The following is a 16,071-nucleotide window of genomic DNA, read 5'->3' on the forward strand; positions in this document are numbered from 1 at the left end:
ATGCTTGTCGGCAATTTAATGGATAAACACTATGACCCTCACCGAACTGCGTTACATCGTCACCCTTGCCCAGGAGCAGCATTTCGGCCGCGCCGCCGAACGCTGTCACGTCAGCCAGCCGACCCTGTCCGTCGGCGTGAAGAAGCTGGAAGACGAGCTTGGCGTACTGATCTTCGAACGCAGCAAGAGCGCGGTACGCCTGACGCCGGTCGGCGAGGGCATCGTCACCCAGGCGCAGAAGGTGCTGGAGCAGGCTCAGGGCATTCGCGAGCTGGCCCAGGCCGGCAAGAACCAGCTGGCCGCCCCGCTGAAGATCGGCGCCATCTATACCGTTGGCCCTTACCTGTTCCCGCACCTGATTCCACAGTTGCACCGGGTCGCCCCGGACATGCCACTGTACATCGAGGAAAACTTCACCCATATCCTGCGCGACAAGCTGCGTACCGGTGAGTTGGATGCGATCATCATCGCCCTGCCGTTCCAGGAGGCCGATGTCCTGACCAAGCCGCTGTACGACGAACCGTTCTACGCGCTGCTGCCGGCCGGCCACCCCTGGGCGGCGATGGACACCATCGACACCAAGCTGCTCAACGACAAGAGCCTGCTACTGCTAGGCGAAGGCCACTGCTTCCGCGACCAGGTACTGGAGGCCTGTCCGACCCTGCGCAAGGGCGGCGACGACCACGGCAAGCACACCACAGTGGAATCCAGTTCGCTGGAAACCATCCGCCATATGGTCGCCTCCGGCCTGGGCGTGTCGATCCTGCCGTTCTCGGCGGTGGACAGCCACCACTACGCGCCGGGCGTGATCGAAGTGCGCCCACTCAGCGCGCCGGTGCCGTTCCGCACCGTGGCCATCGCCTGGCGCGCCAGCTTCCCGCGGCCCAACGCCATCGAAGTGCTGGCCGACTCGATCCGCCTCTGCTCGGTCGCCCGCAGCCCGCAGACCAAGGCAGTCTGAGGCCGGACGTGAGCGAGCTGTCAGCGGTTTCCGTCACCGCGCTGAAAGGCGTAGGCGCCGCGCTGGCCGAAAAACTGGCCAAGGTTGGCCTGGAAAACCTGCAGGACGTGCTGTTCCACCTGCCGCTGCGCTACCAGGATCGCACCCGCATCACCCCCATTGGCGCGCTGCGCCCGGGGCAGGATGCGGTGGTCGAGGGCATCGTTGCCGGTGCCGACGTGGTCATGGGCCGCCGGCGCAGCCTGCTGGTGCGTCTGCAGGACGGCAGCGGCACGCTGAGCCTGCGTTTCTTCCACTTCAGCCAGGCGCAGAAGGACGGCCTAAAACGCGGCACGGCGCTGCGCTGTTATGGCGAAATACGCCCTGGCGCCACCGGCCTGGAAATCTACCACCCGGAATACCGCGCGCAGAGCGGCGACGAACCGGCACCGGTGGAGCAGAGCCTGACGCCCATCTACCCGACCACCGAAGGCCTGACTCAGCAGCGTCTGCGCCAACTCAGCCAGCAGGCGCTGGCGCGCCTCGGCCCGCGCAGCCTGCCAGACTGGCTGCCCGAGGAGTTGGCCCGCGACTATCGCCTGGCGCCGCTGGACGAAGCCATCCGCTACCTGCACCGGCCGCCGCCGGACGCCGATGTCGAAGAGCTCGCCGAGGGCCGTCACTGGGCGCAACACCGCCTGGCCTTTGAAGAGCTGCTGACGCACCAGTTGTCCCTGCAGCGCCTGCGTGAGCAGGTGCGCGCGCAACAGGCGCCGGCGCTGCCGCCGGCGACGAAGCTGCCGCAGCAGTACCTCGCCAACCTCGGCTTCGCCCCTACCGGCGCGCAGCAGCGCGTGGGTGCCGAGATCGCCTATGACCTGGCGCAGAGCGAACCCATGCTGCGCCTGGTGCAGGGCGACGTCGGTGCCGGCAAGACGGTGGTCGCCGCCCTGGCTGCATTGCAGGCGCTGGAGGCCGGCTACCAGGTGGCACTGATGGCGCCCACCGAAATCCTCGCCGAGCAGCACTTGCTCAACTTCAGCAAATGGCTGGCACCGCTCGGCCTGGACGTCGCCTGGCTGGCCGGCAAGCTCAAGGGCAAAGCACGCGCGGCGGCACTGGAACAGATCGCCGGCGGCTGCCCGATGGTGGTCGGCACCCATGCGCTGTTTCAGGACGAGGTGAAGTTCAAGCGCCTGGCGCTGGTGATCATCGACGAGCAGCACCGCTTCGGCGTGCAGCAGCGCCTGGCCCTGCGCCAGAAGGGCATCGACGGCCGCCTCTGCCCGCACCAGTTGATCATGACCGCCACGCCGATTCCGCGCACCCTGGCGATGAGCGCCTACGCCGACCTGGATACCTCGATCCTCGACGAGCTGCCCCCCGGCCGCACGCCAGTGAATACCCTGGTGATCGCCGACAGCCGCCGCGATGAGGTGGTCGAGCGCGTGCGCAATGCCTGCCAGCAGGGCCGCCAGGCCTACTGGGTGTGCACGTTGATCGAAGAATCCGAGGAGCTCACCTGCCAGGCGGCAGAGACCAGCTTCGAGGAGCTCTCGGCGGCCCTCGGCGAGCTGCGCGTCGGCCTGATTCACGGACGCATGAAGCCGGCCGAAAAGGCCGCGGTGATGGACGAATTCAAGCAAGGCCACCTGCAATTGCTGGTGGCCACCACGGTGATCGAAGTCGGCGTCGACGTGCCCAACGCCAGCCTGATGATCATCGAGAACCCCGAGCGCCTGGGCCTGGCGCAGTTGCACCAGCTACGCGGTCGGGTCGGCCGTGGCAGCGCGGCCAGCCATTGCGTGCTGCTCTACCACGCGCCGCTGTCGCAATTGGGGCGCGAGCGCCTGGCGATCATGCGCGAGACCACCGACGGTTTCGTCATCGCCGAGAAGGACCTCGAACTCAGGGGACCGGGGGAAATGCTCGGCACCCGGCAGACCGGTCTGCTGCAGTTCAAGGTGGCGGATCTGATGCGCGACGCCGATCTGCTGCCCGCCGTACGCGATGCCGCGCACGCTCTGCTGGAACATTGGCCACAACATGTGGCTCCATTGTTGGAGCGCTGGTTGCGTCACGGCCAGCAATACGGTCAAGTGTGAACCTGTTCACAGGACAACCGTTGCCACGAACCTTTGCGCAAATCCTCGCTGGTTATACTCCGGGGCACATGCGCCAACGCTGGATATCGATATGACTGAAGCCGCCCTCGCCGCCAACGCCACTGCGCAAGCCCCCGCCGTGATTGTGCAACTGCTGGAGAAACTCGCCGTACCCTACCAGGTACGCGCGGAGCGCCCGGGTCAGCCAAGCGAGGCGCGCCTGCAGGCCGTGCTGGTGGACGACGCCATCGGCGCCCTGCTGGTGCTCTACCCGCGTAGCCACATGCTCGATCTGTCGCGCCTGGCCGAACTGACTGGGCGCCAGCTCACCGCGGTCAAACCGGAGCGCCTGGAGCGCATGCTCGGCAAGCACAATCTGGCCGCCCTGCCCGGCTTGCCGCCCCTGACCAGCTCGCCCTGCCTGTACGAAGAACGCCTGCTGCAGGTGCCCAGTCTGCTGATCGAGTCCGGCCAGCCTGGCGTATTGCTGGAAATTCCCACTGAAGCCTTCAAGGCGCTGCTGAGCAAGGCCAGCGCCGCGCGTTTCGGTGAGCCGGTCAGTGCGATCAGACCGAACCTCGATCGCCCCCATGATGACCGCGCGGAAATCACCCAGGCCGTGCAGGCCTTTACCGCACGCCGCATCCAGCAGCGCCTGGAAGAAACCATCGAGATTCCGCCGCTGCCGGAAACCGCGCAGAAGATCATCAAGCTGCGCGTTGACCCCAATGCCACGGTGGACGACATCACCGGCGTGGTCGAAACCGATCCCGCGCTGGCGGCCCAGGTAGTCAGCTGGGCAGCCTCGCCCTACTATGCCGCGCCCGGCAAGATCCGCTCGGTGGAAGACGCCATCGTCCGCGTGCTGGGCTTCGACCTGGTGATCAACCTGGCTCTCGGCCTGGCATTGGGCAAGACCCTGAGCCTGCCCAAGGATCAGCCGCAGCACGCCACGCCCTACTGGCAGCAAGCGATCTATACCGCCGCAGTGATCGAAGGCCTGACCCGCGCCATGCCGCGCGCGCAGCGCCCTGAAGCCGGCCTGACCTACCTGGCCGGCTTACTGCACAATTTCGGCTACCTGGTTCTGGCGCACGTGTTTCCGCCGCACTTCTCGCTGATCTGCCGCCACCTGGAGGTCAACCCGCACCTGTCTGCCGGGTACATCGAGCAGCACCTGCTGGGCATCACTCGCGAGCAGATCGGTGCCTGGCTGATGCGCCATTGGGATATGCCGGAAGAGCTGTCCAGCGCCCTGCGCTTTCAGCACGACCCATCTTATGCCGGCGACAGCGCGGCCTTCCCCAACCTGGTGTGCCTGGCTGTCAGCCTGCTGCGCAACCGGGGTATCGGTGCCGGGCCGCAGAGCGAGATTCCTGATGAGCTGTTCGAGGCCCTGGGCCTGAGCCGGGAAAAAGCCGAGGACGCAGTGAGCAAGGTACTCAGCGCCGAGGTCGCCTTGCGTGAACTGGCAGCGCAGTATCAGCAGCCGCAATGAGCGGCTGCTAGCTCCCTAACCCTCAAGGATGGGCTGCTCGCCTCGCACCGAGCGGCCGACGCCCCTTACAACTTGCCCGCCGTCTTGCGCAACTTCTCCCGACGCTCGGCGAACAGTTGCGGCACCACTTCCAGGCTGATGGCGAGCAGTTGGCTGACACTGGAATGCTCGTAAAGCGCCGCATACTCGGCGAGTTGATCGCTGGGCATCTGCCGGTAGGCATAGAACATGAAGGTTTTCACCGCCTGCTCGCTGGACTGGCGGATGGCATCCGCCTGCTTTTGCGTCTGCGCCTGCAGTTCGGCCTCGCTGAGATTCTCGCCCCGCGCCTTTAGTGCCAACAATGCCTGGGTCTTGCCGACTTCATAACGCAGCAGGCTGGCCAGTTCGGTTGTACGCGCGGCCGCATCGAGACGCTTGACCAGGTCAAGACGCGCACCTCGTGGCGGCTGCTCCTGCAGGCGCTGGCGGTATTCAGCCAAGCCTTCGGGTTGCTCACCTACGGCGCGCTCGGCAGCGGTGAAACGCTGCGCCAACGGGCTGTCGAGACGCTTACGGGCCTGCTCGCCCTGCGCCGCATCGAAGCGGGCAGCGACGCGCTGGGCCAGGTCCAGACAAAAGGCCTCGCCAGCGAAGAGCTGGGCGAGGCGCTTCTGTTCGGTTTCATCCTGGCCACGCTGCACCAACGGCGCGCTCTGTTCGCACAGCAGATGGATACCGGCGAGTTCGAACAGCGGCAACAAGGCCTTGGCAGACGCTGGCTCGGCCCGTGCAGTGGTGGCGGCCAGCAATAGCAGGGGTAACAGGAAAAGACGCATGGTCAGGCTTTCCACAGGGACGTGCCTGGCAGCCTAACCAAAGCGCGGCGTCGCGGCCAGCCGTGACGCCTATCGGAAGCCAACCAGATAAGGTTGCCAACGTGGTCTTCCGTAGGAGCCCCGCCCCGGGGCGAAGCTTTTTCGAGTGCACACCGCCTGATTCGCGGCGGGGCGCCGCTCCTACAATTTCGATGCGTCGACGCCTAACTGACTGGCATCAGCCGTTCAGGCGGCCTTTTTCGGCGCCTCGGTCTTCTTCTTCGGCATTAGGTACTTGGTCAGGCCCTGGAACCACATGACCAGCGCCGGGTTGCCCTGGATCTGGATGTCCTTGTTCTGGATGCCCTGCATGAAGGCCAGCTGCTTGTTCTTCGCGGTCATGGTTTCAAAGCCGTAGGCGGCATCCTTGAAGCCAATGGCGAAGGCCGGATCCGAGGTGGTGCCGCGCTTGCTGGTCACGCGCTGACCGGCCACGGTGAAGTGGCGGGCCACCTTGCCGTCCAGCGTGTGCAGCTGGAACACCATATCGCGCCCTTCCAGTTGCTGACGGAAAGCCGGATTTTCGCGGCTAGCCTTGGCCATCAGACGGCCCAGCATCCACAGGAGAAAACGGAATTTCATGCACAGGGCCTCGTGATCGAAGATGATGGCCGCGCATTGTAGTGGTTTTTTTGCAGGACTACAGCCTGTCTAAAGCATGGCTGTATCAGCGAATGTCGCAGCGTGGCTGCGCTGGGGGACCCCGGAGCCGAGCGGCTCCGGGTAACGGGCTCAGTTGACCGCGTCTTTCAGGGACTTGCCCGGTTTGAAGGCGACGGTGTTGCTGGCCTTGATCTTCACCGGCTGACCGGTTTGCGGGTTCTTACCAGTACGGGCGCCACGGTGGCGTTGGACGAAAGTACCGAAGCCAACCAGGGTCACACTGTCCTTGCGGTTCAGTGCACCGGTGATTTCTTCCAGTACGGCGTTGAGTACACGATTGGCCTGATCCTTGGTCAGATCAGCCTTTTCGGCGATGGCGGCGGCGAGTTCCGGTTTACGCATAAATGCCTCTTTGACGGTTTTTTGTTGTTGTGTCCGTGCTGTCCTTCCAGAACAGCGCCCAAGGCGCCGCAACAGCTCTGCGCTGCGGCAGACCCTTGGGAGAATGGCATGCCGCATCGTACTGCGCCAGCCTCGCCAGCCACTTTAACCAGGCAATTTCGTGGCGTATCCGACAGAACCGCAGGCAATCACGCCAGCAGTGCCGGTAGCTCCTTGTTCAGTGCCAGTTTCTCCTGCACGGCGGCGCCGGTCAGCGCATAACCGAGCAGTGCTCCGGAAGCCTCGCGGCAAAGCGCCTTGATGTCGCTGCCGCTGCCTTCGACCGTCCATTCGCCCTGGCTGCCACGCGGTGGCGGTGAGACCACCAGCGGGCATACCGGCGTCTTTACCGTCACCGGCATCGGCCCATAGCTGACCGCCGTCGGCTCACCAGCCAGGGTCTTGGCCAGCGCCCGGGCACAGGCCATCAGCGGCATGACGTAGAGCAGGTTGAGGCCGTCGACCTCGGCGCAGTCACCCAGGGCGTAGATATTGGCGTGCGAGGTGCGCAACTGGCGGTCGACCATCACGCCACGGTTGATGTCGAGACCGGCTGCCGCAGCGAGCGCGGTGCGCGGACGCAGGCCCACAGCCGAGACCACCGCGTCGCACTGGATCAGGCTGCCGTCGGACAGCGAGGCCTGCAGCGCGTCCCCCTGGCGGTCAAGACTCGCCAGCACCGGGCCGAGATGGAAACGTACGCCCAGCCCCTCCAGACCGGCTTGTACGGCAGAGGCCACCGCCGAATGCAGCAGGCCGGGCATCACCTGCTCGCAGGGTGCCAGCAGCTCTACCTCATAGCCGCCGGCACTGAGGTCGTTGGCAAACTCGCAACCAATCAGACCGGCGCCGAGAATCAGGACGCGACGCTTGCCGGCCACTGCGCTGCGAAAGCGCGCGTAGTCTTCCAGGTCATTGATCGGGAACAGCGCATCCTGGGCATCACCCTCTACCGGGACGCGAATAGGCTCGGCGCCCCAGGCCAGTACCAGGTCGCGGTACGGCACGGCTTCCTCACCGATCCACAAGCGTTTGTGGCCGGGGTCGATTCCGGTGATACGGGTATGGGTGCGAATTTCCGCGTTGAGCTGCTCAGCCATGGCGCCCGCCTCGGCCATGACCAGGCCATCGGCCTCCTTGTGCTTGCCGAAGCCGGTGGACAGCATCGGCTTGGAGTAGGAGCGGCCATCGTCAGCGGTGATCAGTAGCAGAGGCGTCTGCGCGTCGAGCTTGCGCCACTCCTTGGCCAGGTTGTAGCCGGCCAGACCGGTACCGACGATGACGACGGGTGCACTCATGCGCTCTTTCCTCACGATGAAAACGACGCGACGACCCACCGGCCGCCGCCCCAGATAGCGGGATGACACCCTACTGGATCAGGTACGCGCTGGCCAGATGAGGTTCAGTCAGCCATTCGCAGGTTAGGGGAAAGATGCAATGCGCGAATCAGAGCCTACGCGCAGGCCGACTTGCTCCTGCTTGAGCTTGCTGCGCTCGGCGATGGCGCTGTTGCTGTCGAGCCCATAGCGGGTCTGGGTGTAGTACAGGCTGGTGCTGATCGGCAGGTTGTTGATGCCCTTGTTCCACAGCACGGTCAGCTCGCCGTAAGGATTGACCTTGTCCTTGAGGTCCACGGAGTCGCTGTCGCCATCGACCTTCAGGCGCGCTTCGGAATTGATCGAGTAGAGCGCACCCACCTCCAGGCGCAGGGTGTAGTCCGGCGTCAGGTAGTTGTAGCCGAGCCCGGCCTTGGCGAAGGGCGACTTGCTGATCAGCTTGACGTTGATTGAGGCGCTCCTTGTCGCTTTCATCGTCCACGGTGAGCTTGTACTGGTTGTGCGAAGCGATGACACCGAAGGTCGAGATCGGGTCGGTGACCGAATCTGCATAGGCCTGCGAGGCGCCCGCCAGGCACAGGGCGAGTGTTGCTTTGGGGGGTTATCCTGGACAGCTGCATGACGATTTCCTTGGCAATGAGTGGATAACGCCGCCCACCGGGAGGTGGGACGCAAGTACCTAGACTGCCTCTGCCAGGAGGGATTCGACTAAACAGACGAACGGCAATATCCCTTGCCGCACAAGGGTTTGCGGGGGTTACCAGGAGCGAAACTGACCGGTCGATCATAAGCGAAACGCTGACTTCGACACAGGCCAGAGGGTATGCGGCCTGAGCAGATAGCGAGCACCCGGCCAGCCACAGGAGAGATCAATCCAGCTTGACCACTTTGGCCAGGACCACCTTGGGCCCCTTCATCTTCTTGACGATGATGCGCAGGCCATCGGTTTCCAGCACCTCCTCTTCGTCAGGCATGCGCTTGAGAGTCTCGTAGATCAACCCGGCCAACGTCTCGGCCTCGATATGGTCGAGGTCGACACCGAGCAGGCGCTCGACCTTGGCCAGCGGCGTGTCGCCGCGCACCAGCAGCTTGCCCGGCTGGTAGGCGAGAATGCCGCGCTCGGCCTTGCGGTGTTCGTCCTGAATATCACCGACCAGTGCTTCGAGCACGTCCTCCATGGTCAGGTAGCCAATCACCTTGCCGTCGGCCTCCTCGACCAGGGCGAAGTGCGCGCCGCCCTGACGGAACTGCTCGAGCAGCTGCGACAGCGGCATGTGCCGGCTGACCCGCTCCAGCGGGTGCATCAGATCCGCCAGCTTCAGCGCCGAGGGCAGCATCTCCAGCAGCGACAAGTGCAGCAGCAGGTCCTTGATATGCAGCACGCCGACGAACTCGCCCTTGCTCTCGTCGAAGATCGGGTAGCGGCTGTACTTGTGCCGGCGGAAGGTGGTGAACACCTGATCGAGGCTGGCGTTGAGTTCCAGGAAGACCAGGTCCTCGCGAGAGTTGGCCCAGTCCACCACCTCCAGCTCGCCCAGCTCGACTGCCGACGCCAGCACCCGCAGATCCTGGTCGTTGTCGCTGGTGGCACGGCTGGAATGCAGGATCAGCTTGAGCTCGTCGCGGCTGTAGTGATGCTCGTGGTGCGGCCCCGGCTCGCCCTGTCCGGCGATGCGCAGGATGGCGTTGGCACTGGCGTTGAGCACGAAGATCGCCGGGTACATCAGCCAGTAGAAGGCGTACAGCGGCGCTGCCGTCCACAGCGACAGCAGTTCCGGTTTACGAATCGCCCAGGACTTGGGCGCCAGCTCGCCGATGACGATGTGCAGGTAGGAAATGATCGAGAACGCAGTGAAGAAGGCGATACCGTGAATCAGCTTGGGTGACTCTACGCCAACCGCCACCAGCAGCGGTGTCAGCAGTTCGGCGAAGGCCGGCTCACCGACCCAGCCAAGCCCCAGCGAAGCCAGGGTGATGCCCAGCTGACAGGCCGAGAGGTAGGCGTCCATCTGGTTGTGTACGGTGCGCAGGATGTGTCCGCGCCAACCGTGGGCCTCGGCCAGGGCATCGACCTTGGTCGCGCGCAGGCGCACGATGGCGAACTCCGCGGCGACGAAGAAGCCGTTGAGCAGGACCAGAAACAGGGCGAACAGCATGAGGCCGAAATCGGCGAAGTAATCGGGAGCAGGAAGACTCGTGGAGGGGTCCATGAAGGTTCGGATTGGCCAAAGATAGCTAGAGGTTGGAGCTTCGCCGCGTCGAATGCAAGCACTCAGCGCGCACGCTGCACCACCTGCGCCGGGGCGAAATGGCAGGTGAAAGTGCTGCCCTTGCCAGGAACGCTGCTGATCTCCAGATTGCCACGGTGACGCAGCAGCACATGCTTGACGATGGCCAGGCCCAGCCCGGTGCCACCGGTATTGCTGGCACGGCTCGAATCGACCCGGTAGAAGCGCTCGGTCAGGCGCGGCAAGTGCTTGGCCTCGATGCCCATACCGGTATCGCTGACCGACAGGTATGCGCCCTTCTCGTCAGACCACCAGCGAATACGGATATCGCCTCCGGCCGGGGTGTACTTCACGGCATTGAACACCAGGTTGGAGAAGGCGCTGCGCAGCTCGGCTTCACTGCCCTTGAGCTGCAGATGTGGATCGGCCTCCAGGCTGATGCGATGCTGTTGCTCACCAGACAATGCCTGGGCGTCGTTCTTGATCGACAGCAGCATCAGATCGACTGCCACCGGCAGGTTGTCCGACGGGTAATCGGTGGCTTCCAGCTTGGCTAACAGGAGCAGATCGTTGAGCAGGGTCTGCATGCGCGCCCCCTGTTGCTGCATCTGCTGCAATGCGCGCAGCCAGCGCGGATTGACCGCCTCGACGTTATCCAGAAGCGTCTCCAGATAACCGGCGATCACCGTCAACGGCGTACGCAGCTCATGGGAGACGTTGGCGACGAAATCCTTGCGCATCTGCTCCAGCTGATACAGACGGGTAACGTCACGCACCAGCAACAGGTGCTCGCGATTGCCGTAGCGGGTGATATGGAACTGCAAGCGGCGGCGATCGTTGATCGGTGAAGGAATCTCCAGCGCATCGGCATAGTTGCCACGCTCGAAGTAGTCCTTGAAACGCGGGTCGCGTACCAGGTTGGCCAACTGTTGACCGCTGTCTTGCGGGGTTTTCAGGCCCAGCAGCGTCTCGGCTGCGCGGTTCCACCATTCCAGGTTGCCCTGGCTGTCGAGCATCACCACGGCATCCTTGAGGGCGGCAGTGGACTCCTGCACGCGGTCGATCACCGCCTGCAGGCGGCCACGCGCCTTCTGGTTGCGGCGTTGCAGGTGGTAGATGCTGTCGAACACCTCGCCCCACAGGCCGTAACCATCCGGCGGTGGCTCGTCGGGTTTATGCTCACGCAGCCATTTGTGCAGGCGCAGCAGCTGGCTGAGGGTCCAGCCCAGATGAATGGCCAGACCGCAGGCCAGCACCCAGGCATATTCACCGGTGATGAAACCGAGCAGCAGGCAGGCGCCAACCAGCAGCAACAGGCGGCGCACCACGGCGCCACGCCAGTCTTGATTCACGATGGAGCGCATCCTTGTCAGAAGAACGTGGGCGCAGAAACACCGCGCTAGCGATCAACCTTTGGTGGAGAAACGATACCCAGTCCCGCGCACGGTTTGTACCAGGTTTTCGTAGGCATCACCGAGCGCCTTGCGCAGACGGCGGATATGCACGTCGACGGTACGCTCCTCGACGTAGACGTTGCCGCCCCAGACCTGGTCGAGCAACTGGCCGCGGGTGTAGGCACGCTCCTGATGAGTCATGAAGAACTGCAGCAGGCGATATTCGGTCGGGCCCATCTCGGCCGGTTTGCCATCGATGGTCACACGATGACTGATGGGATCGAGCAACAGCCCGCCGACCTCGATCAGCGCCTCGCTGTCGCTGGGCCCGGCACGGCGCAGTACGGCCTTGAGGCGGGCCACCAGCTCACGCGGCGAGAAGGGCTTGGTGATGTAGTCGTCGGCGCCGACTTCCAGGCCCTGGATCTTGTTGTCCTCTTCACCCTTGGCGGTGAGCATGATGATCGGGATGTCGCTGGTCAGTTCGTCGCGCTTGAGCCGGCGGGCCAGTTCGATGCCGCTGGTGCCGGGCAGCATCCAGTCGAGCAGGATCAGATCGGGTTTGCGGTCGACGATCACGGCGTGGGCCTGCTGGGTATTCTCCGCCTCCAGGCACTCGTAACCGGCCATCTCCAGGGCCACCGCAATCATCTCGCGGATCGGTGCTTCGTCATCGACGATCAGGATGTTCTTGCCAACCATGGTCCTGCCTCGGTTCGTTCAACTGTCTGCGCGCATTAGATAACGGAATTATTGCAGGTATGTGACACGGAGTTATCGGCTGCCGACATGGCCGCAAAAAACACCGAACATTTCCGCCGCGGGCCTCGTCTAAACTGATTGAGGCTGCCGCCAATCCGGGGCGGCCTGGAGCCTGGCACAGGACCCCATAGGCACTTATGGGCGTTCGTGGCTCCTTCCGTCCTGTATCGCTGTGACCTCCAGTCGTGATCCCAGCTGCCGCCAGGCTGTCGCTGTTCATTCCGAGGAGAGGCTAAAAAATGAGAAGAATTACCCCCCGATTAGTCCCGCTGCTCGCCAGTGCCCTGCTGAGCTGGCCCCTGCTGGGCCTGGCGGCCGAACCGGCGATGGAGAAGGACGGCATGCTGGTGGATGCCAAGGGCATGACGCTCTACACCTACGACAAGGACGCCGCGGGCGTATCCAACTGCACGGGCCAGTGCGCGCAGAACTGGCCGCCACTGAAGGCTGAGGCCGGGGCCAAGGCCGAAGGCGAGTGGAGCCTGGTCAAGCGCGACGACGGCTCCCTGCAGTGGGCCTATGACAAGAAGCCGCTGTACACCTTCATCAACGACAAGCAGCCCGGTGAGGTCACGGGCGATGGCAAGATGGGTGTCTGGCACGTCGCCAAGCCGGAAGCCTACTAATCCCCCATCATTCCAGGCGCTGCGCTGGTTTCAGCGCAGCGCGTAGTCGGCGACCAGGCCGACGAAGATCGCCAGCCCCGCCCAGTGGTTGTGCAGGAAGGCCTTGAAGCACGCCTGCGGGTCGCGGGCGCGGGTGGCGTGGTATTCCCAGGCGAAGCAGGCCGCCGCCACCAGCAGACCGAGGTGGAAGCAGACCCCCAGCTCGAAACGTGCGCCAGCCAGCAGCAGGCAGAGCAGCGCCAGCCCCTGCAGGATAGCGATGATCAGGCGGTCTGCGTCGCCGAAGAGGATGGCGGTGGATTTCACCCCGATCTTCAGATCGTCCTCACGGTCAGCCATGGCGTAGTAGGTGTCGTAGGCCACGGTCCACAGCAGGTTGGCGATGTACAGCAGCCAGGCTTCAGGTGGCAGGCTGCCGGTCTCGGCGGTGAAGGCCATCGGCATGCCCCAGGAGAATGCCGCGCCGAGCACCACCTGCGGGTAGAAGGTGTAGCGCTTCATGAAGGGGTAGCAGGCAGCCAGGGCCAGGCCGCCGAAAGACAGCCAGATGGTGGTGGCATTGGTGAACAGCACCAGCACGAAACTCATCGCCACCAGCACGGTGAACAGCACCAGCGCCTCGCGCGGCTTGATCTTGCCGCTGGCCAGCGGACGCGCCCTGGTGCGGCTGACGTGACCGTCGAAGTTGCGGTCGGCGTAGTCGTTGATCACGCAACCGGCGGCGCGCATCAGGATCACGCCAACGACGAAGATGAACAGGTTCTTCGCGCTCGGCACGCCTTCGGCAGCCACCCACAGCGCCCACAAGGTCGGCCACAACAGCAGATAGATGCCGATGGGCTTGTCCAGGCGCATCAGCTGAATGAAGTCCCAGGCGCGCGGGTGCAGGCGGGTGGTCGATTGCAGCAGGCGGGTGTACATCAAAGCGTCTCCGTGCAGGTTGCGCGGATTATACGAGGAAGCGTGTGTGGGAGGCGCTTTAGCGTCGATGCTCACCGCCACAAGCGGTTCAACGCGTAGGGCGTACTCGGCTTTGGCTTCCTGCGTCGCTCTACCTCCTGCATCCATGCAGTCGTCGCGAAGCAGTACGCCATGGTCTGACAGACAACAGGGATAGCCTGAGTAGGCAATGGTAGTGCGAACACTACGCCTCGATACCCGCCGCCTGCCAAAAGGCCGGCAGAAACACCTCGGCCACCAATACACCAAGCGCCCCCCGGCTGAAGCACGAGCGCCGCGCCCACAGGCGCTCTTCGCGCACCTCCTGCGGCAGCCAGGCTGCCGGATAGCGGCAGGCCTGCAACTCGCCGCGATCGAAGGCCCGGTCACTGAACAGCAGCTCACCCAGCGAGCGACTGCCCAGCTCCGCCAGATTCAGCCCGGAACCCTCCAGCACGCTGCGCGCGGCAACGCTACGGGCGAACACCCAGGGCTGCCCATGACCGCGCAGGTACACCTCGCGCACCCAGCCCTGGCTGCCATCGGCCACGCCGAGCACTGCGCACTCATCGCTACGCAGGCGCTGCCAGCCTTCCTGCAACGGCGTTACCGAAAAGCCGTCAGCGGACAGCGCGGTCAGGCGCCGGGTCAGCGAATCCTCGTTGAACAGCCAGTCGCGCACACCGGCACAAGGCTGCGGATGCAGCTGGGCATTGGTCAGCCAGCGCGGCGGATGGGCGAGAGCGGCGTGAGGCACGGAGAGAAATCACCACAGATCGAAAGCGCGCGAGTCTAGCACGGCGTGGCAGGCGCTTTGAGAGCGGGACATGAGCTGCAGGGGCGTAGGGAGGGCCGGGCGGCGATCCGCTTCAGCCCGCCAACGACAATCCGCGTGGGCTAAAGCCCACCCTACAAGGCCTAACTAATAGGAAGCGGACGGCCTACTCAGGCCCGTAGATACCGTCTTGAAGCTCGCCTCGCAATAGCGAGTGTCGGATCAAAAGGCTGACCAGATTCCAGCACGCCATAAGCGATACACAGCAGCTTACGCATAGCGCGCAGGCGATCTGCTTGCCGGCTTTGCCCTTGGCTTTCATGCGTTCGCCCACCCGCTTCATCATCGTCCTGGCCATCCTGCGCCAGGCCATCGGCCTCAGCAGAGCCCGCCGAACCCGGTGCTGGTCGGCATCGCCCTGTGCCTCACCCTGCTGGTGATGCGCCCGGTGTGGCAGGAGATGTACACCGAGGCCTACGTGCCGTTCGAGGCCGACCAGATCAGCCTCGAACAGGGTCTGGGCGAAGGCAAGCGTATCATCAGCCAGTTCATGCTGGCGCAGACCAGCAAGAACTCGCTGGAAACCCTGGTTACCCTGGCCGGCTAGGAAATGCCCGAGGACCTAGCCCAGCTGGACTTCTCCCTGCTGCTGGCATTCGTGCTCAGCGAGCTGAAGACTGCCGTTCAGCTCGGTTTCATGATCTTCGTACCCTTTCTGGTGATCGACCTGGTGGTGGCCAGCGTACTGATGGCGATGGGCATGATGATGCTCTCGCCGATGATGATCTCGCTGCCGTTCAAGCTGATGATCTTCGTTCTGGTCGATGGCGGGACGCTGCTGGTCGGCACCCTCACCACCAGTATTCAGCCCTATTAGCGAGGCTTCGCGATGCTCACGCCCGAACACGCCGCCGAGCTGGTAGCTCACGCAGTCTATATCACCGGCATCATCGTCTGTGTGCTGGTGGTGCCGAGCCTGCTCGGCGGCCTGCTGGTGAGCATTTCACAGGCTGCCACGCAGATCAATGAACAGATGCTCGGCTTCCTCCCGCGCCTGCTGATCACCCTGGCCATGCTGCTGTTCGCCGGCCACTGGATCCTGCCCACGCTGGGGGATCTGTTCATCGAAACCTTCAAGCCGGCCGGGCATCTGGTGGACTGAAGCAAGTCCGAACCCGTGCTGCACGTCAGCCAGTATCTGACCAGCCTGCAGGCTCACTGGTGGCCGTTCTGCCACATCGTTGCCCTGCTCAGCATGGCGACGCTGTTCAACCACAAGGCAGTCTCGGTGCGCGCAGCGCCCCCATGCGCTTGCAGGAACGACTTCTGCCGTGAAGTTTTCCGCGCCGCAAAGAAGCCCCCCAGACCGCTAGGCGATCTGGGGTTTCGTATTCCGCGCCCCCAAAGAAGAAACCCCAGACCGCTTGCGCGATCTGGGGTTTCGTATAGGAGCTTGACGATGACCTACTCTCACATGGTGAAGCACCACACTACCATCGGCGATGCGTCGTTTCACTACTGAGTTCGGGATGGGATCAGGTGGTTCCAACGCTCTATGGTCGTCAA

Annotated in this window: 14 protein-coding genes, 1 rRNA gene and 2 pseudogenes; 6 read left to right on the top strand and 11 right to left on the bottom strand. The window is 64.0% G+C overall.

Translation table 11 applies throughout. The annotated features are described in order from the left end of the window. Nucleotides 1-31: 31 nt before the first annotated feature. From PSOLE_RS20965 to PSOLE_RS20975, 3 genes are all read left to right on the top strand, one after another. Nucleotides 32-961 (top strand): hydrogen peroxide-inducible genes activator, encoded by a 930-nt coding sequence (locus PSOLE_RS20965; RefSeq protein WP_074860499.1) that lies wholly within the window; start codon nucleotides 32-34, stop codon nucleotides 959-961. Nucleotides 962-969: 8 nt separating this feature from the next. Then, nucleotides 970-3,045: an ATP-dependent DNA helicase RecG gene (gene recG, locus PSOLE_RS20970; protein ID WP_074860500.1), complete on the top strand. Its 2,076-nt coding sequence runs from the start codon at nucleotides 970-972 to the stop codon at nucleotides 3,043-3,045. Nucleotides 3,046-3,136: 91 nt separating this feature from the next. Beyond that, complete coding sequence (locus PSOLE_RS20975; RefSeq protein ID WP_074860501.1) at nucleotides 3,137-4,543, top strand: aminoacyl-tRNA deacylase and HDOD domain-containing protein; 1,407 nt, start codon at nucleotides 3,137-3,139, stop codon at nucleotides 4,541-4,543. A gap of 65 nt (nucleotides 4,544-4,608) precedes the next feature. Here PSOLE_RS20975 and PSOLE_RS20980 read toward each other — a convergent pair whose 3' ends face one another. The 8 genes and pseudogenes from PSOLE_RS20980 to phoB form a co-directional block, all read right to left on the bottom strand. After that, nucleotides 4,609-5,361 (bottom strand): hypothetical protein, encoded by a 753-nt coding sequence (locus PSOLE_RS20980; protein ID WP_172480653.1) that lies wholly within the window; start codon nucleotides 5,359-5,361, stop codon nucleotides 4,609-4,611. A 225-nt stretch (nucleotides 5,362-5,586) separates the two neighbouring features. Continuing rightward, complete coding sequence (locus PSOLE_RS20985; protein WP_074860503.1) at nucleotides 5,587-5,982, bottom strand: helicase; 396 nt, start codon at nucleotides 5,980-5,982, stop codon at nucleotides 5,587-5,589. A 150-nt stretch (nucleotides 5,983-6,132) separates the two neighbouring features. After that, entirely contained in the window at nucleotides 6,133-6,405 is a 273-nt protein-coding gene (locus PSOLE_RS20990) for an HU family DNA-binding protein (RefSeq protein WP_003242571.1), read from the bottom strand. Nucleotides 6,406-6,593: 188 nt separating this feature from the next. Further along, nucleotides 6,594-7,742 carry an FAD-dependent oxidoreductase gene (locus PSOLE_RS20995; RefSeq protein ID WP_074860504.1) on the bottom strand — a complete coding sequence of 383 codons (1,149 nt, stop codon included), beginning with the start codon at nucleotides 7,740-7,742 and terminating at the stop codon, nucleotides 6,594-6,596. A gap of 123 nt (nucleotides 7,743-7,865) precedes the next feature. Beyond that, nucleotides 7,866-8,401: pseudogene (locus tag PSOLE_RS21000) on the bottom strand (hypothetical protein). 249 nt (nucleotides 8,402-8,650) lie between these two features. Continuing rightward, nucleotides 8,651-9,991: a hemolysin family protein gene (locus PSOLE_RS21005; protein ID WP_017676079.1), complete on the bottom strand. Its 1,341-nt coding sequence runs from the start codon at nucleotides 9,989-9,991 to the stop codon at nucleotides 8,651-8,653. 62 nt (nucleotides 9,992-10,053) lie between these two features. Then, nucleotides 10,054-11,373, bottom strand: coding sequence for a phosphate regulon sensor histidine kinase PhoR (gene phoR, locus PSOLE_RS21010; RefSeq protein ID WP_074860505.1), 1,320 nt, complete (start codon nucleotides 11,371-11,373; stop codon nucleotides 10,054-10,056). Between the two features lie 42 nt (nucleotides 11,374-11,415). Next, on the bottom strand, nucleotides 11,416-12,105 hold the full coding sequence (gene phoB / locus PSOLE_RS21015) for a phosphate regulon transcriptional regulator PhoB (protein ID WP_074860508.1): 690 nt from the start codon (nucleotides 12,103-12,105) through the stop codon (nucleotides 11,416-11,418). 299 nt (nucleotides 12,106-12,404) lie between these two features. Here phoB and PSOLE_RS21020 point away from each other — a divergent pair, with 299 nt between their 5' ends. Next, nucleotides 12,405-12,791 (top strand): COG4315 family predicted lipoprotein, encoded by a 387-nt coding sequence (locus PSOLE_RS21020; RefSeq protein WP_074860509.1) that lies wholly within the window; start codon nucleotides 12,405-12,407, stop codon nucleotides 12,789-12,791. Between the two features lie 30 nt (nucleotides 12,792-12,821). Here PSOLE_RS21020 and ubiA read toward each other — a convergent pair whose 3' ends face one another. Both ubiA and PSOLE_RS21030 read right to left on the bottom strand, forming a co-directional pair. Next, nucleotides 12,822-13,712 (bottom strand): 4-hydroxybenzoate octaprenyltransferase, encoded by an 891-nt coding sequence (ubiA, locus tag PSOLE_RS21025; RefSeq protein ID WP_074860511.1) that lies wholly within the window; start codon nucleotides 13,710-13,712, stop codon nucleotides 12,822-12,824. A gap of 223 nt (nucleotides 13,713-13,935) precedes the next feature. Continuing rightward, the gene (locus tag PSOLE_RS21030) at nucleotides 13,936-14,487 is read right to left on the bottom strand and encodes a chorismate--pyruvate lyase family protein (protein ID WP_074860513.1); all 552 of its coding nucleotides are present in this window, start codon (nucleotides 14,485-14,487) and stop codon (nucleotides 13,936-13,938) included. 314 nt (nucleotides 14,488-14,801) lie between these two features. Between PSOLE_RS21030 and PSOLE_RS21035 the strand changes: the two are divergent. Then, a pseudogene (locus tag PSOLE_RS21035) lies at nucleotides 14,802-15,382 on the top strand (flagellar type III secretion system pore protein FliP); the annotation flags it as partial. A gap of 12 nt (nucleotides 15,383-15,394) precedes the next feature. After that, nucleotides 15,395-15,667: a flagellar biosynthetic protein FliQ gene (locus PSOLE_RS21040; protein WP_074860515.1), complete on the top strand. Its 273-nt coding sequence runs from the start codon at nucleotides 15,395-15,397 to the stop codon at nucleotides 15,665-15,667. Nucleotides 15,668-15,956: 289 nt separating this feature from the next. Here PSOLE_RS21040 and rrf read toward each other — a convergent pair. Then, nucleotides 15,957-16,071: ribosomal RNA gene (gene rrf / locus PSOLE_RS21045) — 5S ribosomal RNA — on the bottom strand.

The organism is Pseudomonas oleovorans subsp. oleovorans (assembly GCF_002197815.1).
Classification (GTDB): Bacteria; Pseudomonadota; Gammaproteobacteria; order Pseudomonadales; family Pseudomonadaceae; genus Aquipseudomonas; species Aquipseudomonas oleovorans.